The following is a 19,329-nucleotide window of genomic DNA, read 5'->3' as shown; positions in this document are numbered from 1 at the left end:
AACACTTCATCTAAACGCTGTTCAAACTAAATGCTGTTCAAATAATTATCAAAACGCACGATATCATTTGATAGGCTTAGGTTAGGCGATTGGTCCGCAAGAAAAGGCGCTGATTTAGGTCGTTTGACTACCACCATACCCTGTGGGTTTATCTGCTCTAACGCCGCCGACAATAATTGTTGTGATTGCGCAATCGACGGTGGGGTCGTCACAGTATGCAACATCTGCATATGTTTATTAACCGCTGATTTGTAGCTATCCGCGGGAAACATCGGATCTAGATAGACACGGTCGACTTTTGGCAAATTAGCCAGCAATTCTATCGCGTCGCAATGATAAATCGTTAATCGACTCATCAATTTTTGCCAGTTGCGATGCTGCGCCATTTTTTGCTGTTCTAGTTGCAGTAGCAAAAACATGAGTGGTTGCTGTTCAAGCAAAGTCACACTGGCACCGGTACTTGCCAAGATTAAGCTATCATGCCCAAATCCTGCGGTGGCATCGATGACAGTCATGTTGGCTTGTAGCTGCATGGCTTTGAGTAGCAGTTCAGTTTTTTTGCCCGCTTTGACCACACGCTGTTGTAGGCTTTGCCAATTTGGGCTGACTTTCATGCCCGCTGCGACGACAAAAACATCGCCTACCTCATCAATCAGCACACTGTTATCATCGACTGATTTCAGCCATTTTTGAGTTACTTTGCTAGTAATCTTTTGTGGTTGTAAATTGACGGATAAAGGGGTGAGTATGGTTTCAACGTTTGCCAAACGCTGCTCGCTTGGCAAAGTGTCAACATAATACAGTTGGATTGATTGATGAGATAGCATGGGGAGTTAAATATAGCCCAGCATACCAGCGATGAGTACCAGTACGCCTACCACGATGCGCCACCACGCAAAAATCGTAAAATCACGGGTACTGACCCAGTTAACCAACCATTTGATGAAAATCATGGCAAAAATAAATGAGACCACCACACCCACTGCCATGATGGTCCAGTCTTCAGCGCTGGTCAAAATATGATGGTTTTTGGTCAGGTCTAATAGCCCAGCACCTACTAATACAGGAATCCCTAAAAAGAAAGAATACTCGGCAGATGCCTTACGTGATACCCCCAAAAATAGGGAACCAATAATGGTAGACCCTGAGCGAGAAGTACCAGGAATCAAGGCAAGACATTGAATCAAACCAATGATAATCGCCGTTTTAATATCAATATCTTCCGCTTCGGCATATTTGACCGTATGTTTGTGTTGTTGGCGCTCCGCCCAAAAGATAATCAAACCACCGACAATCAATGAGATTGCCACCACGGTTGGGTTAAACAACGCCGCTTTTAACGCTTTATCAAACATCAAACCTATCAGCATAATCGGAATGGTGGAAATAATCAGCGAGATGCCCAATTGACGCGGGTTTTTGCGCTCAGGGTCTTTACCGGTAATAAGTCCCATCAAGGCACGCCATAACCGCCCCCAGTACAAATAAATTACCGCTGAAATCGCACCCAGCTGAATGACGACGATAAACAAGTCAGCTTTGTCTTTGGTCCAAAAATTTAACAGGGAATCGGCAAGAATTAAATGCCCGGTACTTGAAATCGGTAAAAATTCGGTAATGCCCTCAACCATGCCCATGATGATGGCTTTAAAAATCAAAATAAGATCCATAACGTATCCAACAATGTTAGTGATTAACAGTCAAAGCTAACAATTTTTGCGCTTATAACAAGCTAAAGGGTAGCGAGTCAAACTTAAGACAATATGAGTAATCAGCCGATAAATTAAGTCTTTTGTTGTTCGGCTAGGGTTTTCCAAGCATTATTTCTTAAATAAACTGGCAATGCCAGCTCAGCAGGGACGGATTGATGCTGCTGATACAAGGCTAGGCCAAGTTTGGCAATGATAACCGCTGAGGGGCGAATATCGGCAAAGATAGCCTGACCTAGCTGCGCATTGACCAAGGTTGCGCCATTTCCTACTAAGGCTAAGTCTTTGTCTATCACACTGTCATAATCAAGTAAATGCTCAGTAGCGCCTACCACAAGCTGCATGATACCATCGCTCATGGCGTATTCACCTGCGTACACTTGGTTCATGCGCGCATCTGTCAGCGCCAATACGTGGGGGCGTTGGTGTAATTCAAATGCCGATTGGGCGATAGCTTGCAGGCTTGATACAGGCAAACATGGCACATCATGGGCAAAAGCGATGGCTTGCGCTACCGCCGTATTAATGCGTATGCCACTAAAAGCCCCGGGACCTCGATTAAAAGCAATCGCAGTCAGTTGTGACCAATCAATCGATGATGCTGTCATCAGCGCATGTATCATCGGCAAAATTTGCTGGGTTTGCAGACGATTCCCCGTCAGGGTCTGTTCAGCGACGACATTACCCGCTAAATTCACGAATGCTACTGAGCATTGGTCAAACACACTTTCAAGTGCCAAAATCATAACAAATTGCCTTTACCGTTTGCAGTAATCATGCGCTTAAAGCACACAAATTTTGCCTAAAAAATTGCTTGGTATGATATCACTAAAAACAAATTTGAGCATAATTTAGTTAACAGGGATTTAAGCAAAAATGCCCTCAATCCCGTCAATAAAATGCTATAATCCTTACTATTTTTAGGGATTTAAAGCCAATGTATTAAAGTTAATTGGATAGGCAATTTGCCTTGCGGGGGTTGATTTGCTCACACAAAACGATTATGACTATGCAGGGCTGATTAATAGTGTTAAAGTTGACTGATTTGTTATTTTAGTCGATGATGTCCTGTACTGTCACCCCTGTTTTTGAACAATTTGCCACCTCATACGATGCCGCCACGCCGATTCAATCGCAGGTGGCAGAGCACTTGGCGCAGCTCATTGTGCGTTACCATACCGGCGTAACCGATATGTGCGTGGTGGATGTGGGCTGTGGCACAGGAAAATTGACTCAGGCGGTGATGTCAAAGTTTTTACAAAACGCAGCGTTAGCTTCCGCTCAGTTATATGGCGTCGATACTGCTGCCAGTATGCTTGCAATTTGGCAACAGCGAGTCGCGCATCTTTTGTCGATGCCGCTTTTGTCGATGCCGCTATCATCTGCCCCAGTCTCATCGCTACCAAAGTCCCCAATGATGCTGCACAGCCAAGCGCTTTGCGCCAATATGGCAGATATGGCATTGGCGAATCAATCAGCCGATTTGGTGATGAGTAGTTTTGCCCTTCATTGGACGTCGCCAAGCGTTATCGCAGAGCTTGGGCGCATCGTCAAAACCAAAGGTCAGCTGCATTTGGCGATTCCGGTGGCAGGCTCTTTTCATCAAGTCCGTCAGCGCTTTCCCAAGTTGCCTGTTTTTGATTTTTTACCCAGTCACGCTTGGCTGGCAGCGATAGAGACCTTGCGGCAACAGCGACAAGGCACGCTAATGTATCAAGCTGAGCAATCGTTTGCTTTTTCTTATGACAATTTAAAAAGTCTGTTAAAAAATCTCAAGCAAATGGGTGGCGCCGTCTCTGGCAAAGACAGCATCGATACGGCGACATTTAGACGCTATTTGCAAGACCAATCGCCGATTGGGCTGGATTACCAACTGCTGATGATTGGCTTACAGCTGTAAGGTTAAGGTAACAAATTTATCGACGATTTGGCTAACGTTTAGCGTTACACTATTGCTTAGCGTTACACCATTGCCTAGCGCTACGCTAGTGTCAACCTTCTATTCCTTTTTGATTAGTTTAATTAAACATGCTATGACTACACACACTCTGTCTTTTAAAGATAAGCTACAAGCCTATATTCACCTGACCCGCTTTGATAAGCCTGTGGGCATTGAGTTGGTGTTTTGGTCGACTTTATGGGCGGTGTTTTTGGCGGCAAAAGGGTTTGAGCAACTCCCACCTTGGCATGTGGTGGCAATCTTTGCGACGGGTGCGGTGTTAATGCGAGCGGCAGGCTGTGCCATCAATGACTTTGCTGACAGAAAAGTCGATGGGCATGTGTCGCGAACCAAAGGTAGACCGCTGGCGGATGGTCGCTTGACGGGTAAAGAAGCGGTTTGGACGTTTTTAATTTTATCTTGGGTGAGTGCAGCGTTATTAATATTTTTGCCTGTGCAGGTTTTTATTTGGTCATTTGGTGCGGTGGCGTTGGCGTTTATCTATCCGTTTATGAAACGCTTTACCCATTTGCCGCAAGTGTTTTTGGCGGCGGCTTTCGGCTGGGCGATTCCGATGGCGTATGTTGCGGTATCGCAAGTATTAACGAGGCAGACCGAGGTTGATATTTGGTGTTGGCTGCTGTTTGTCGGCTATATGTGCTGGACAGTAGCGTATGATACCCAATATGCGATGGCAGATCGTGAGGATGATTTAAAAATCGGGGTCAAATCCACTGCGATTTTATTTGGTAAATATGATGTGTTGATAATTAGCCTACTTCAAGGGATATTTTTGCTCAGTTTGGCGGGCGTGTTTTGGCATTATTTTGGCGCGCTTTCAGTATTGGCGCTGCTACCTATCGTTGCCATGTTTTACCGACAAAATAAACAATGTCTTACCTATGACCGCAAGCTTTGCTTTAACGCATTTTTAGATAACGTGTGGGTAGGGCGCTATGTATTTTTGCTAATCGTGATATTGAGTGTATCGGCGCTTCGAGGATAAACTGTGATAAACATAAAAAACGCCTAAATTTGATTGTAGGCGTTTTTTTTGACTATCGCCATAATTTGACTATAACCATAACTTGATAGGCAGATTGAGTCCAAGGCGGTTGCTCAGTTGGTTATTGTTAAGCGACACAATCCGCTCAGCAAATAACCCCACCACCATAGGCAGCAGTTGGTGCTCCATCGCATGAACGCGCTGCTGTAATTGGTCAGCGTTTTCAGCCGCGTTGACGCAGGTCACCGCTTGGGCGATGACTTCCCCTGCATCGAGTTCGCTCGTTACCAGATGCACGCTGCAACCATGATAGCGCTCGCCAGATTGTAGCACGCGGGTATGGGTATCTAAGCCTTTATAATTGGGCAGCAGTGACGGGTGCAGATTTATCATGGGTACGTTTAATCCTGTGCTACTGGTGACACCATCAATAAACAGCGGCGTTAAAATCCGCATAAATCCTGCCAATACCACCAAATCAGGTTGCCACGCGCGTAATTCTTGCAGTGCCTGTTGTTCAAAACCGACACGGGTATATTTTTTGCCATTATCGTCACGCTCAATCACCGCGGTTGCAATATTGGCTTGCTGCTGCTCATTGGCAATGCGTATGCGCTCAAGCGCGTAGGCATCGGCTTTATTACTAATCACGCCCACGATTTGAATGTTCAATAGTTGCTGTAGCTGCTTATCAATTAATACTTGCAGGTTACTGCCACTGCCAGAGACGAGGACGGCAATTTTTAACGGGGTAGGGTTTGTCATGTTCAACTTCATAAGGATAGCAAAGTAATAGGTTGGAAAAAGTAAGGTGCGTAAAAACGCACCTTTTAAATTAACGCAAGGGTAAACTAGCTCAAGGATAAATTAGCTCAATGGTAAAATAGCCTAATATAGTAAAGTAACCGATTGAGTCGCTGATAAAATTAGCGATAGGTTACCGCATCGCCCTTTCTTTCAACGATTTCACCCAATTTCCATGCAGTTTCGCCTTGCTCATTGAGTAAGTCAATGGCTTGGTCTGCTTTATCTGCCGGTACCACGACGACAAAACCCACGCCGCAGTTGAAGGTGCGGTACATTTCCATCTGCTCGATATGACCTTTTTGCTGAAGCCATTGGAACACAGGCGGGAATGTCCAAGAGCTCACATCAATTTGCGCCGCCAAATGATCGGGCAATACCCGTGGTAGGTTCTCAGTCAAGCCGCCACCGGTGATATGTGCCATCGCATGCAAGTTTGCGTTGCCCAAGGTTTTTTGCAGTTGTCCAATGGCTTTGACATAGATTTTTGTCGGTGCCATCAACACGTCTTTTAGTGCTTTGCCGTCTAATTGTTCAGTGGCAACATCGGCACCGCTCACTTCAATGACTTTACGCACCAATGAATAACCATTTGAATGCACGCCACTAGAGGCGATACCGATTAACACATCACTGTTGGCAACGTTTTTACCCGTGATAACTTCCGACTCTTCGACGACGCCTACACAAAAACCTGCCAGATCATAGTCATCATCTTGGTACATACCCGGCATTTCAGCCGTCTCGCCACCGATGAGCGCGCAATTTGCCAATTTACAACCGTCACCGATACCGCTGATAACTGTTGCTGCGGTATCGACGTCTAGTTTTCCTGTGGCGTAATAATCCAAGAAAAATAACGGCTCGGCGCCACAGACTAGCAGGTCATTGACACACATCGCTACCAAGTCTTGACCAATGGTGTCGTGTTGCTGCAGTTGTAAAGCCAGTTTGAGTTTGGTACCGACACCATCAGTCCCTGAGACCAATAAAGGGGATTTATAGCCTTGTGGAATACGGCACAAGGCGCCAAATCCACCCAAACCACCGACTACTTCAGAGCGGCTAGTTGCTTTGGCAACTGATTTAATGCGCTGAACTAACGCTTCGCCAGCATCGATATCGACGCCAGCATCTTTATAACTTAACGAAGTGGGTTGTGTAGTCATGGTCTTCCTATCGCCAGAATCATTGGGAAAAGTAATACGCGCATTATACCCAAATTCCCATCAAAAAGAAAAATAATCCATCGCTTTGCTAGCTGGCTAATATTAGGCGTTTATCGTTTATAACGCCTTCTAGCCCCACAAATGTGAGAGGGCTTTATAACATAGCTTTGAATATTTGTATGAGTTGTGCAGTTTGCGCTATCTATTTTTGTCAAATTACCTAAAATTAGTCGAAAATACAACGATGGCAGTGACCGTCTTTTATTTGACATTACCCTTATAATTTTGGCGTATTTGGCTTTTTTGAGGAACCTATGTACAACCCATCCCCTTATCGATTTACGAAAGATGTATTTTTCAAACGGGTATTTATATCGCTATTTTTGGTTGCAATAGGCTATATCATTTATCAATTACAATCGGTAATTTTGCCATTTTTGGTAGCATTTATTTTATCGTATGCGATTAATCCGCTGGTACAAAAATTACAGGACAAGGCGCACGTTCGCCGCTGGGTGGCGATTTTGCTGGTATATTTGTCCACTGGGCTGATGATTGGATTGATACTATGGTGGCTCATTCCACTGGTGTGGGAGCAGTTACAATCGGCATGGAAGTATGTACCGACGGCAATTGACTATTATAACAATACGCTGCGAGGCTGGGTGCGTTCTCACACGCCTATACGCTTGCCTGCCATGCAAGTACGTGATATGTCAAAAGGCTTGGTCGATTTTCTCAAAGAAAACTACAATATCACCGATGCGCGCTCATTTTTTACCAATTTAATGTTATCAGGCATGAATGTAATCAACGTGGCGGGCATTGTGGTACTGGTGCCGATTTTGATGTTTTATTTTTTATATAATTGGGATGAGCGCTTGGTAAAAATGCGTCATATGATTCCTAACCGTTATATTCCATCGGTCTATCGTATCGCCAAAGAAAGTGATGAAGCGTTGATGTCATTTATCAAAGGTCAGCTACTGGTAATGGTGCTGCTTGGTATGGTGTATGCGGTGCAACTGCAACTCATTGGACTTAAAGTCGGTCTTATTATAGGTATGATGGCGGGTATCGCAAGTTTTGTGCCTTATCTTGGCTTTACCCTTGGCTTTATTGCGGCGATTATTGCAGGGCTGTTTCAATTTGGCGTAGACTGGGTACATTTACTACTAATTATCGGTGCCTTTATGGTAGGGCAGGCGGTTGAAGGTTATATTCTGCAACCGTTATTGTTGGGTGATAAAATTGGTTTATCACCATTGTGGGTGATATTTGCGGTCCTTGCAGGGGCGGCACTGGCAGGCATTGCAGGTATGCTGATTGCTTTGCCGCTCGCCGCTGTGCTCAATGTACTATTCAAACACGCGTATGACAGTTACCGTGAAACTGAGTTTTATAAAGGCGATGCCCAATATAGTCTATTTAAAGAAAAAAATCTGATGGATATCAAACTTGAGCAGCAACAAAAAAAAATCGAGGAGCAAATGAAAAAAGAAAATACCAGTTGGATGACGCGGATAAAAAATATCTTCTAAAACAGCAAGCTGTCATTCAAATGACTACAAGCGCGTAATTTTGCCGTATAATAGCCGACTATGTGATAGGCGGTTATAGATACGCTCAATCAAGCATTTATTGTGAGGGGTTGGTCTGCCTTACGTTAAATGCTTTTTTTTATTTGCTATTTTTCCAATAAATAACGCGTCGTTGATAGCTGATAGCGTCATCATAGGTTTATTTATTGGTTTATCATCAGTTAGGTATCTTATGCAATCAAACAATTCTGTAAGCCCAGTAGCAGCCATGTCTGCCGCTGAATTAAATCCCCAACGATTAGCCCAACTATTAGAGAGTGACGTAGACTCAGATAGTGACATAGATGGGCTTGATAATAATGATTGGGATGATGATGCGTCAAACAATGATGGTTTAAACAATGAAGCGCAGCAAACCTTGGGCGATGCCAATGCTGACAGCCAAGGCGATGACATCAAATCTGCGCGTTTTCGTAAGCTACAAAAAAAATTACGTAAGCTGGTCTCTTGGGCGATTCGTGACTACAACATGATTGAAGACGGTGATGTGGTCATGGTGTGTATTTCAGGCGGTAAAGACAGTTTTACCTTACTGGATATTTTATTGTTCTTAAAGAAAATAGCACCGATTCAGTTTGATGTGATTGCCGTCAATCTTGACCAAAAGCAACCTGACTATCCTGAAGATATTTTGCCGAACTATCTGACCAAGCATGGCATTCCGTATTATATTTTAGAAAAAGACACTTATAGCGTGGTCAAGCAAATCGTACCAGAAGGTAAAACTTACTGTTCGGCGTGTTCACGTCTGCGCCGTGGTTCGTTATATGGATTTGCCAAGCAAATCGGTGCAACCAAAGTGGCACTGGGTCATCACCGTGATGATATCATGGCGACATTTTTCTTAAATTTATTTCACGGCGGTAGTCTCAAAGCGATGCCACCAAAACTGCTATCGGATGATGGGCAAAATATTTTGATTCGTCCGCTTGCGTATGTGGAAGAAAAAGACATTATCAAATATGCCAATTACAAGCAGTTTCCGATTATTCCTTGTAACCTGTGCGGCAGCCAAGAAAACCTACAACGGGCGATGATTAATGACATGCTACGCACATGGGACCAACAATACCCGAATCGCTTGGATTCCATATTCGGCGCGATGCAAAATGTCGCACCGTCACAGCTCGCAGACCGTGAGTTGTTTGACTTTGAAAATTTGCAGTTACAGCGTGATGAGCATATCCGTGTATTTGAAGGGGAAAACATCCAAGCGGGGCAGATTGATGAGCAGCTTCAGCAAAAAGGGGTTCCAACCGCACCCGCTGTGCAAACTTTTGACCCAACCAAGTCTCAAAAAAGCAAAGCGTCTCAAAAACCCGAAGCGTCTCAAAGATCCAACGCCAGCCAAAACGCTGAAAGCCAAAAAATACCCACGATTAACCCTTTAATTTGATAACCAAGCGGGTCAAGCACACGGCTATTTTGGCTGCTGTAATGGGTCAAGCTGTTGATTTAATAAGCTACTGGTTTAATAAAAAACTTCGGTTAAATACACCCGAACTTCTTTTTTAGTTTTAACCTGTAAATTATTGTCATCACGCAGCGAGTTATATTGTTCAATGAGATTGCTCAACGAAATTTCAAAACAAAATTTCACAACGAGTTGTCCCGTTGTTTTTTATCTTATCCGCGATTATTTTTTTGACCCTATAGTTGCATCATTGCTAGGGGTAACGGGGCTTGGCATAACAGGGCGAGGCACTACAGGTTGGCTTGATGTAGGCTGATGGGTATCAGTGTATTTTGGATAGCGGTTGTTAGGTACACTCCGCGGATAATACGGACGTGACCCTCTATCTAAACCGCCCCAACCACCAAAACGGCTACCGTAGAAGGGTGAGCCCCAAAATGGGTCGGTGTTGTACCACAGTTGATTTAGTCTTTGCTCACGTTGGTAGTTGAGATAACCTTCATCATGCGCTTTTAACAAATCAAGCGTCATCGATTGTGGGCATACATCATTATAGTCATAGCCCTCACGTCCCAACTGGTAAGCGCGTAGCGGCGTGCAATAACGTTTTAGCCCTGCTTCACGACCTTGTCGCCACTGTTGCTGATCAGGCACAGTATTGGCTTTAGCGCATTGCTTGATATGCTTTTGAATATAATCTTGACTGCGACCCAGTAAACCATCTTGGTAGCCAATGGTTTGCCAATTGCTTTGTTGGCACTGAGTGGGTGTTAATCCGCCGCCCAAGGTGGCACAACCTGTCATCGAAGCAGTGACAGCAAACAGTCCAAGCAATTTTTTTGAGGTAGTTGCTGGGTGATAGGTCTCTATGAATGAAAGCATCGTCATGGTGGCACCTTTGAGGTTTACGGTCGCTATTAGCCAGTCAAAAACTGGCTAAACCGATTAAACCGTTAATGAATTGATATTTTTTAATTTAGCAGATTATTTATATAAAAGCATTTATCAATGGTTAAAATTTTGTTAGGCTACTTAATACAACCAAATGAATAGCGTCAAATTAACAGGGTCAAAATTTGGGTTAATGTGGTGATATTGCATTAATTTTTTATCAACAGGGTGAGGGTCATGCAAAAAATTTTAATCGCCAATCAAAAAGGGGGATGTGGTAAAACCTCGATTGCGGTAAGTCTAGCGGCGGCGTTGGCAAACCAAGGCAAAACAGTGGCATTGGCAGATGCAGACCCCCAAAAATCAAGTCTACAGTGGCTAAAAATGCGTCCAGCGGACGTACCTGCCATTATCGGTATTGACTGGCGCGATAGCAATGATATAGGTGATATCCCAAAAACCCTGGGTAAAAATGACTGGCTGATTATTGATGCCCCAGGTGCGTTATCAGGCACTAAAGCCGAGCAGCTGATTGCCGAATGCAAGGCGATTTTAATTCCTGTTTTACCCGCTTTTTTTGATATTGACAGTACCAAACGCTTTTTAAAAAGCCTAGAAGACATCAAACGTATCCGCAAAGGCAAAGTCGATATTTATCTGGTTGCCAATCGCGTGCGTAGTCAATTGATGCAGGACAATGAGCCGACCGAAAAACTGATGGCGTATTTTGCTGATATTGGGCAGCAGCCACTGGCTTGGCTATCTGAGCGTAGTATTTATCAAGCCTTGGCAGAACGTGGCTTGACGATTTTTGATAAAAGCCAAAAACCGTATCGCGACATTCAGGCCCAGTGGCAGCCGATTATGGATATGCTAGCTTCCGAGCCGCAGCCGACTGACAAAATTGACGCCAAAGCCGAAAACAAAGCTGACACCAAAACTGAAGCAAAAACGTCATCTAAAAAATCCAAAAATAGCAGCTGGTACGAGTGATATAATCAATGGGAATATGGATAGCCATCGCCATCGGGGTGTTTATTGTCGGTAGTGTCATGGGGTTAAAACCCTCTGCTCGCGAGACCATGCGTGATAATCTGCGCATGGCAGCCAGACGCGTGGGCGTGCAGCCAAAACTGGTCGCATGCCCTGATTGGATTATCGGCGATACAAGCGAACGCGGTAAAGGCATGATGGCGCAATATGGCGTGGTGATTGAAGACGCGCAGATGCGCCCCTGTGATTATCAGGTGATTGAGGGTAAATGGCGACCCTTTACCGGGCATTATCCCGCCAATTTTGCGCTTGATAATCGGGAGGTGGATTTACCGGCATCCATCGCAACAACCGTTAAAGGTTTAAGCTGTAAAGCCAATTTTGTGTGTATTTATTGGCAAGAAAATAGCCAACTGGGCATGAAATCAGAACTTGAAACCACCGAAAAAGACCTAATCATGTTAAAAAGTAAATTGCATGATTATGCCAAATTGGTGCAGAATAACTAACTTTTCGTATTTTAACTTACCCTTTTTAATGATTTTGTGAACCCAACATGAGTAAAACACCGACAGCGAGAAAATCAACCAAAACCACGGATACGGCTGATACAAAAACAGACACCAAAGCCGCAACCAAAGCCGCCGCGCCCAAATCAACAGCCACATCAAAAGCATCAAAAACAGCGCCTAAAACGTCGGGGCAAGGCAAAGCCTTGGTGATTGTGGAATCCCCTGCTAAAGCCAAAACCATCAATAAGTATCTGGGAAATGATTTTATCGTCCGCTCTAGCGTGGGACACGTGCGTGATTTACCTGTGTCGGGTTCTGGCGCAGCGAAAACCGATGATAAGTCGGATACCAAACTTACTAAAGAGCAAAGAGCGCAGCAAGCCTTGGTACGGCGTATGGGTATTGACCCCGAGCACGACTGGGTGGCACATTATGAAATTCTACCCAGCAAAGTTAAAGTGATTAAAGAATTAAAATCCCTTGCCAAAGACGCCAAAGAAATTTATCTTGCAACCGACTTGGATAGAGAAGGGGAAGCGATTGCTTGGCATCTCAAAGAAGTCATCGGTGGCAGTGATGACAAATACAGCCGCGTGGTATTTAACGAAATCACCAAAAACGCGATTCAAAATGCCTTTAAAAGCCCCACCAAGCTAAACTATGACCGTGTCAACGCGCAGCAAGCCAGACGATTTTTAGACCGTGTCGTTGGTTTCATGGTATCGCCATTGCTATGGCAAAAAGTAGCGCGCGGACTGTCGGCAGGGCGGGTACAATCTGTCGCCACGCGTCTAGTGGTGGAGCGTGAACGTGAAATTCGCGCTTTTACCCCAGTGGAATATTGGGAAATCCACAGCAATACCCACAGCCAGCAAGCCAAACAAGAGACCATTCGCCTAGAAGCGGTAAAAAAAGCGGGCAAACCCCTTGAACTAAAAAACGAAGAACAGACCAATGCGATTGTTGCGCTGCTTGAACAGTCAGATTTTATCGTAGCAGATCGGGAAGAAAAACCCACCCAATCAAAACCGTCTGCACCCTTTATCACCTCGACACTGCAACAAGCCGCCAGTACTCGCCTTGGTTTTCCAGTCAAAAAAACCATGATGCTGGCTCAGCGCCTGTATGAAGCAGGTCATATCACCTATATGCGTACTGACAGTACTTTTTTGTCAGCGGATGCACTCACCAGTGTGCGCGGTTTTATTGACAAGCAATACGGCGCAAAATATGTTCCAAAATCGCCCAATGTGTATGGCAACAAGCAAAACGCCCAAGAAGCGCACGAAGCGATTCGCCCCTCAGACGTCTTGGTGCAATCTGCCTCGCTAAAAGACATGGAGCGCGATGCCCAGCGCCTATATGAGCTGATTTGGCGCCAGTTTGTGGCGTGTCAGATGCCACCTGCGCAGTACCAATCCATGACGTTGATTGTCAATGCCGGTGACATTGAGCTTAGAGCCAAAGGTCGCGTGATGACCTTTGATGGGTACACCAAAGTACAGCCCCCTGCCAAAAATGAAGACAATCTGTTACCTGATGTAAAAATCGGGGAAAAATTGGTGGTCGATAGTATCGAGCCTACCCAACATTTTACCAAGCCACCGGCCCGCTATACTGAAGCAAGCTTAGTCAAAGAATTGGAAAAACGTGGGATTGGTCGTCCGTCCACGTATGCCGCTATCATCTCAACCATTCAAGAACGTGGGTATGTCAAGGTAGAAAATAAACGTTTATTCGCCGAAAAAATGGGTGATATCGTCACTGACAGATTGGTCAACAGCTTTCCGCATTTGATGGACTATACTTTTACTGCAGGGCTGGAAGAAAACCTAGATGAAGTCGCTGAAGGTCAGCAAAACTGGAAAAAAGTGCTGGATGATTTTTATGGCGATTTTAAAGGCAAGTTAGAGCGTGCCAAAGACGAAGACGGCATGAAGCCCAACGACCCAACCGATGTTCCAGATATCCATTGTGACTTATGTCAGAGACCAATGCAGATCCGTACCGGTTCAACAGGGGTGTTTTTGGGTTGTACCGGCTATAATTTACCGCCCAAAGAGCGTTGTAAAGGCACCAAAAACTTGATGCCTGTGGAAGCCTTTCATAGTCAAACCAGTAAAGAGAGCCAGAATCTCGGTGAGGACGACGCGGACAACAACGACGAAATCCAAGCGCTACTTGAGAAAAAACGCTGCCCGAAATGCCATACCGCGATGGATGGGTATATCGTCGATGGCGGATTAAAACTCCATGTGTGTGGTAACAATCCTGACTGTGATGGCTATCTATTAGAAAAAGGCGTCTTTGAAACCGCAGGCAATGACGATGTACCTACTATACCTTGTGATAAATGCGATGGGCAAATGGTGCTCAAAACTGGGCGTTTTGGTGCCTATTTTGCCTGTCAGCAGTGTGATAATACCCGTAAAGTGCTCAAAAATGGCGATGCAGCGCCGCCACGCATGACCGCAATCCCTATGCCAGAACTCAAGTCACAAAAATTTGATGACCATTATATTTTGCGTGAAGGGGCAGCAGGGTTATTCTTGGCAGCGTCAAAATTTCCTAAAGTACGGGAAACTCGCCCACCAAAACTGTCAGAATTACGCGCGATACAGGATCAGTTGGAAGATAAATTCCAGTATTTATTTAGCGCGCCAGATACCGATAATGAGGGCAATCCAACAATTTTGCGTTGGAGCCGTAAAAATGCAGAGCAATATATCGGCTCAGAAAAAGACGGCAAAGCGACTAAATTTGCCTTGGTTTATCGAAAAGGACAGTGGGTTGAAGAGTAATGTAATGGCAACCAACAAAAAACCCTAGCCTAGGCTAGGGTTTTTTATGGATAAATAAAATCTTTATTTTAAATCAGTGCTGTCATCTTCAATTACAAAGCTAACAATCATCATCACGTTATAGCTAGTGATATTACCATCGCTAATGCGTACTTTTTGCTCTTTAATCCAAGCACCTTCCACGTTATTAACCGTTTTGTTGACTTGTGCAATGCCTTTTTTGATTGCATCTTCAAAACTTACCGTTGAGCTGCTGCTAATTTCAATATTTTTTGCCACTGACATAACGATATCCTTATTTTCTATTATATTATTTTCCTAATTAATTTTTAATCTAAAACTTATCAAGCTTAACTTAAGTTATCTCAAACCTGATGCTTATAACTTATCAAATATGCAAAAAAATACCAAAGTTAACTTGTAACTTTGGTATTAGTTTTGGCTATCACATCGACTAGAAGCGTAACCAATATTGCGCAATTTTAAATGATGTAAAGTTAGCTATATAAGCCATTAAATTAAGAAAAAATTTGGTTAATGGCGTTTTTATCAAAATAATATACATGCCCGCAGAAACCGCAATCTAACGCCACCTTGCCACCATGCTCATTAGCGATTTCTAATGCAGCTGGTTTGCCCAACTGAAAAATAGCCGATTCACTTTTCTGCTGTGAGCAGGTACAAGCAAAGGTCAACGGCATAGGCTCAGCCGTCACCACGTCTTCTTCATGATACAATCGATATAAAATCTCATTAGCTGGCAAGGTGGTTAATTCTTCAGCTTTTAGCGTTTTGGTTAATATTTTTAAGCGGGGGAACAAATCATTGTCCACCGTCTCATATTCTTCTTCTGTGGTACGTGGTAGCAGCTGCAGCACGATACCGCCCGCTTGCTCACCATCACAAGCCAAGTTGATTAAAGTAGGAATCTGCACGGATTGCTGCTGATAGTGTGCCAAACAATCCGCTAAATTATCTGCCACACGTTCAACAATGCCTTGATAGCCTTCTGCTTGTGTGCCATACGTGGCATCAGGTTGGATATTAATAAATAATACCCCTTCACCGACTTTACCGAGTTTGGCAAAGGCATCATTCGCGGTTTGTGCGGATTGCCACGCGCCTGTCCACTCTGCAAGACCGCGGATGTGACCTTGGTGGTCACACTCTGCCATCGCCCAAGTTAAGCTGTCCTGTTCGGGGTCAGTGGCTGCGCCTGAATTTTGCAATTGAATGGATAGACGACCTTCGATTTTTAAGGTGCCAATCAGCAAGCTTGCCGCAACCAACATTTCCCCAAGTAGTTTTTGCAGGGCAACTGGGTAGTCTTTTTGCTGTAATATCGTCTGTAGGCTGTCGTTGATTCGTACCACGTCACCGCGTACCGGGCTTTTGTCAAAATAAAAACGTTGGCGCATATCAAAATCGTGGAGGGCTTGAGTCGCTGTTGTCATAAATAACCTATCTTAAGTGAATTTTAATCAATTTATTGAGCTATAAATGGGGATAAAATCGAAAATAGCAAAAAAATTGTCGATGACGAAAAAAATATTTTTTGTAAATCTATTGTCACAACACAGAAAAGTAAATTACTATAAACACACATTTTAAATCTTTTGAGTATCCTAAACTATTTTTTATCAGTCATTGTGCAAGGTTTTGCCATATTTTAATGGGTGCAATGAGGGATGATGAAGGACAGGGAAGGATAAACACAAAGAGATGGGGGGAGTCTTTTTACTCGATTTGGCATTGACAGCCACATAGCGAAAAGATTAACTAAGAACGTATCATACGATAAGGATCATAGGATGATTTTAATCTCTAAAAAGCCAATCGCCTTAGCAACCGCTGCTATTATGGCATTAGGTCTTGCAGGTTGTAACAAAGCCAGCGACAACAAAGCGGCAGGGACTGAAGGTAGCCAACCAGCGGCAGCGGCTACTGGTGAAAAAACGCTCGATAAAATTAAAAAATCAGGGGAAATCGTACTGGGTTACCGTGATTCCTCAATTCCATTTTCTTATATCGCAGGTACGCCAAACCAACCTGTGGGTTATGCCCATGACCTCCAATTAAAAATTGTTGATGCAGTCAAAAAACAATTGAATATGCCAGACCTTAAAGTGCGTTACAACCTAGTAACCTCACAAACCCGTATCCCATTGGTACAAAATGGTACGGTCGACTTAGAATGTGGTTCAACCACCAACAATGAAGAGCGCCAAAAACAAGTGGCTTTCTCAAATGGTTTCTTTGAGATTGGTACTCGCTTATTAACCGCTAAAGATTCAGGTATCAAAGATTTTGCAGATTTAAAAGGCAAAACCTTAGTGACTACCGCAGGTACTACCTCTGAGCGTTTTATCAAAAAACTCAACGATGACAAAAAAATGGGCATTAATATCGTTTCTGCCAAAGACCACGGCGAATCTTTCTTGATGTTAGAAAGCGGTCGTGCGGCAGCCTTTATGATGGATGACGTACTGCTTGCGGGTGAAAAAGCCAAAGCCAAAGATCCAAACAAATGGGTCATTGTTGGTACCCCACAATCGTATGAAATTTATGGCTGTATGATGCGTAAAGACGATAGTGAATTCAAAAAAGTAGTCGATGATGCGTTGGTTGCGACTTATTCATCAGGTGAAATCAATGACATCTACAAAAAATGGTTCATGTCACCGATTCCACCCAAAAACATCAACATGAACTTCCAAATGTCTGACAACTTAAAAGCCTTGTTAGCAAACCCGCATGACGGCGCGCAACCAAAAGACGTCGCTAATGCAGCCGCATCTTCTACCGTCAACGCCGTAGCAACGGGCGCTAGTAATGTGGCATCTGCAAGCAATGCAATTGCAAGTGCAACAAAACCCTAGTTTGATGAGTTGAGTTTGATGGGATAACAACAAACTAGGTTAGGAAGGTTACTATCCAACATAAAACTGACGTCATCACCTATCAATTGTGGTTACGTCAGTTTTAGTTTTTGGGTAAATCAATTTGCTAGACAGGATTTTGGGGGTGGCAATGAATTATAGTTGGAATTGGGGCGTGTTGCTGCAACCAACAGGCGTAGGCAGCGAAGTCTACTGGCAGTGGCTATTGACAGGCTTTAAATGGCTGTTGGTCATTGGGGGGAGTGGCTGGCTGATTGCCTTAATTATCGGTACGATTTTAGGTATTATGCGTACTTTACCAAACAAAACTGCTAGAGCGATTGGTACAGCTTATGTGAGTTTTTTTCGTAATATTCCGCTATTAATACAGTTGTTCTTCTGGTTTTATGTGGCACCTACTTGGCTGGCACCTGCGTTACAAAAATGGTGGTTTCAAGAGTTAGACCCAAATACCTCGGCGGTTGTTTCGGCAAGTATTGGTCTTGGACTCTTTACAGCGGCGCGTATTGTTGAGCAAGTGCGTACGGGCATTGAATCATTGCCAAAAGGGCAAACCAATGCTGCCTATGCGCTCGGGTTTACCTTACCCCAGACGTATCGCCATATCGTATTGCCACAGGCGTTTCGGGTGATTTTACCACCGATGAGCTCTGAGCTTACCAACTGTTTTAAGAATGCCTCGGTCGCTTCATTGGTCGGGGTCACTGAGCTGATTAGCCAAACCAAGACTATCAGTGAGTATACCCAAAACAATATCGAGGTGTATACTTTTACCACGATTATTTATTTATTGTTTAATTTGGTGTTGATTTATTTTATGACTTGGCTTGAGAAAAAATTACGCATCAAAGGTCAAATCGATGGGGGTGGCGCATGAATATGATGGAATTACAAGCCGCAATGCCAGGGTTGATGGGTGGGTTATGGATCACCTTCAAAGTGTTGTTTTTAGCTATCATTGGCGGTTTGACACTGGGTACGATTCTAGCCTTGATGCGGTTGTCGGGCATTCGAATTTTAGCCGTGCCTGCCAAGCTGTATGTCAACTTTTTCCGTTCAGTGCCGCTGCTGTTGGTATTGCTTTGGTTTTATTTTGCTGTACCGATGGTGTATAACTTGGTGACGGGCACGTATTTGACGTTGGATACCGCGTTCACTTCGTGCGTGGTGGCATTTATGGTGTTTGAAGCCGCGTATTTTTCTGAGATTGTCCGTGCGGGTATCCAGTCAATTGGCAAAGGACAGGTCAATGCCGCTAAAGCCTTGGGTATGACTTATGGTCAGACCATGCGTTTTATTATTTTGCCACAAGCGTTTCGCAAGATGTTTCCGCTACTTCTACAGCAGTCGATTATTTTGTTCCAAGATACCACCTTGGTGTTTGCGATTGGCTTGGTGGATTTCTTCCGAGCCTCATACGTGCGCGGTGACTTGATGGGGTTATTAACCCCCTATATCTTGCTGGCAGGGGCGTTTTATTTTGTGGTCAGTCTAACCGCATCGACCGCTGTCAACCGCCTACGCAAACGCTTTCGCATGGCTTAATCAATATTGAATAAAGGAATAATAACATGTCAGTAGTTACTAAAA

18 protein-coding genes are annotated in these 19,329 nt (G+C 44.1%); 10 read left to right on the top strand and 8 right to left on the bottom strand.

Annotated elements, in window-relative coordinates; genetic code table 11:
- Positions 1–26 precede the first annotated feature (26 nt).
- The 3 genes from ACAM39_RS08265 to tsaB form a co-directional block, all read right to left on the bottom strand.
- Entirely contained in the window at positions 27–827 is an 801-nt protein-coding gene (locus ACAM39_RS08265; protein ID WP_369627326.1) for a class I SAM-dependent methyltransferase, read from the bottom strand.
- Between the two features lie 6 nt (positions 828–833).
- Positions 834–1,670, bottom strand: a complete 837-nt coding sequence (locus tag ACAM39_RS08260) for an undecaprenyl-diphosphate phosphatase (protein ID WP_096489281.1) — start codon at positions 1,668–1,670, stop codon at positions 834–836.
- A 113-nt stretch (positions 1,671–1,783) separates the two neighbouring features.
- The gene (tsaB, locus tag ACAM39_RS08255; protein ID WP_369627325.1) at positions 1,784–2,455 is read right to left on the bottom strand and encodes a tRNA (adenosine(37)-N6)-threonylcarbamoyltransferase complex dimerization subunit type 1 TsaB; all 672 of its coding nucleotides are present in this window, start codon (positions 2,453–2,455) and stop codon (positions 1,784–1,786) included.
- A gap of 314 nt (positions 2,456–2,769) precedes the next feature.
- On the opposite strand from tsaB, the gene ACAM39_RS08250 reads away from it, so the two are divergent.
- Together ACAM39_RS08250 and ubiA are read left to right on the top strand one after the other, a co-directional pair.
- Positions 2,770–3,609 carry a methyltransferase domain-containing protein gene (locus tag ACAM39_RS08250; RefSeq protein WP_369627324.1) on the top strand — a complete coding sequence of 280 codons (840 nt, stop codon included), beginning with the start codon at positions 2,770–2,772 and terminating at the stop codon, positions 3,607–3,609.
- A 133-nt stretch (positions 3,610–3,742) separates the two neighbouring features.
- Positions 3,743–4,654 (top strand): 4-hydroxybenzoate octaprenyltransferase, encoded by a 912-nt coding sequence (gene ubiA, locus ACAM39_RS08245; protein ID WP_369627323.1) that lies wholly within the window; start codon positions 3,743–3,745, stop codon positions 4,652–4,654.
- A gap of 69 nt (positions 4,655–4,723) precedes the next feature.
- Here ubiA and purN read toward each other — a convergent pair whose 3' ends face one another.
- Positions 4,724–5,419 carry a phosphoribosylglycinamide formyltransferase gene (gene purN, locus ACAM39_RS08240; RefSeq protein ID WP_369627322.1) on the bottom strand — a complete coding sequence of 232 codons (696 nt, stop codon included), beginning with the start codon at positions 5,417–5,419 and terminating at the stop codon, positions 4,724–4,726.
- Between the two features lie 161 nt (positions 5,420–5,580).
- Positions 5,581–6,627 (bottom strand): phosphoribosylformylglycinamidine cyclo-ligase, encoded by a 1,047-nt coding sequence (gene purM, locus ACAM39_RS08235; protein ID WP_369627321.1) that lies wholly within the window; start codon positions 6,625–6,627, stop codon positions 5,581–5,583.
- Positions 6,628–6,941: 314 nt separating this feature from the next.
- Here purM and ACAM39_RS08230 point away from each other — a divergent pair, with 314 nt between their 5' ends.
- Together ACAM39_RS08230 and ttcA are read left to right on the top strand one after the other, a co-directional pair.
- Positions 6,942–8,168, top strand: a complete 1,227-nt coding sequence (locus ACAM39_RS08230) for an AI-2E family transporter (protein WP_369627320.1) — start codon at positions 6,942–6,944, stop codon at positions 8,166–8,168.
- Between the two features lie 418 nt (positions 8,169–8,586).
- Positions 8,587–9,624 (top strand): tRNA 2-thiocytidine(32) synthetase TtcA, encoded by a 1,038-nt coding sequence (ttcA, locus tag ACAM39_RS08225; protein WP_472828276.1) that lies wholly within the window; start codon positions 8,587–8,589, stop codon positions 9,622–9,624.
- A gap of 240 nt (positions 9,625–9,864) precedes the next feature.
- Here the strand turns inward: ttcA and ACAM39_RS08220 are convergent, their stop codons facing one another.
- Positions 9,865–10,530 (bottom strand): DUF2799 domain-containing protein, encoded by a 666-nt coding sequence (locus tag ACAM39_RS08220; RefSeq protein ID WP_369627319.1) that lies wholly within the window; start codon positions 10,528–10,530, stop codon positions 9,865–9,867.
- Positions 10,531–10,770: 240 nt separating this feature from the next.
- Here ACAM39_RS08220 and ACAM39_RS08215 point away from each other — a divergent pair, with 240 nt between their 5' ends.
- Genes ACAM39_RS08215 through topA form a run of 3 tightly spaced genes read left to right on the top strand, consistent with a single transcriptional unit; the run spans position 10,771 to position 14,839 of the window.
- The gene (locus ACAM39_RS08215) at positions 10,771–11,526 is read left to right on the top strand and encodes a ParA family protein (RefSeq protein WP_219299069.1); all 756 of its coding nucleotides are present in this window, start codon (positions 10,771–10,773) and stop codon (positions 11,524–11,526) included.
- Positions 11,527–11,534: 8 nt separating this feature from the next.
- Positions 11,535–12,035 carry a hypothetical protein gene (locus tag ACAM39_RS08210; RefSeq protein ID WP_369627318.1) on the top strand — a complete coding sequence of 167 codons (501 nt, stop codon included), beginning with the start codon at positions 11,535–11,537 and terminating at the stop codon, positions 12,033–12,035.
- Positions 12,036–12,082: 47 nt separating this feature from the next.
- On the top strand, positions 12,083–14,839 hold the full coding sequence (gene topA / locus ACAM39_RS08205; protein ID WP_369627317.1) for a type I DNA topoisomerase: 2,757 nt from the start codon (positions 12,083–12,085) through the stop codon (positions 14,837–14,839).
- A 63-nt stretch (positions 14,840–14,902) separates the two neighbouring features.
- Here the strand turns inward: topA and ACAM39_RS08200 are convergent, their stop codons facing one another.
- Together ACAM39_RS08200 and hslO are read right to left on the bottom strand one after the other, a co-directional pair.
- Positions 14,903–15,124, bottom strand: a complete 222-nt coding sequence (locus tag ACAM39_RS08200) for a dodecin family protein (RefSeq protein WP_062331757.1) — start codon at positions 15,122–15,124, stop codon at positions 14,903–14,905.
- A gap of 233 nt (positions 15,125–15,357) precedes the next feature.
- Positions 15,358–16,293: an Hsp33 family molecular chaperone HslO gene (gene hslO / locus ACAM39_RS08195; RefSeq protein ID WP_369627316.1), complete on the bottom strand. Its 936-nt coding sequence runs from the start codon at positions 16,291–16,293 to the stop codon at positions 15,358–15,360.
- Between the two features lie 357 nt (positions 16,294–16,650).
- Between hslO and ACAM39_RS08190 the strand changes: the two genes are divergently transcribed.
- From ACAM39_RS08190 to ACAM39_RS08180, 3 genes are all read left to right on the top strand, one after another.
- Entirely contained in the window at positions 16,651–17,718 is a 1,068-nt protein-coding gene (locus ACAM39_RS08190; protein ID WP_369627315.1) for a glutamate/aspartate ABC transporter substrate-binding protein, read from the top strand.
- 151 nt (positions 17,719–17,869) lie between these two features.
- Complete coding sequence (locus ACAM39_RS08185) at positions 17,870–18,616, top strand: amino acid ABC transporter permease (RefSeq protein ID WP_369627314.1); 747 nt, start codon at positions 17,870–17,872, stop codon at positions 18,614–18,616.
- Positions 18,613–19,284: an ABC transporter permease subunit gene (locus tag ACAM39_RS08180; protein ID WP_369627313.1), complete on the top strand. Its 672-nt coding sequence runs from the start codon at positions 18,613–18,615 to the stop codon at positions 19,282–19,284. Before ACAM39_RS08185 ends, ACAM39_RS08180 begins: the two co-directional genes overlap by 4 nt.
- The last annotated feature ends 45 nt before the right edge of the window (positions 19,285–19,329 follow it).

The organism is Moraxella sp. K02 (genome assembly GCF_041154755.1).
GTDB lineage: Bacteria > Pseudomonadota > Gammaproteobacteria > Pseudomonadales > Moraxellaceae > Faucicola.
The sequence above is the reverse complement of the archived record's forward strand: the minus strand, read 5'-3'. Positions and strand labels throughout refer to the sequence as shown.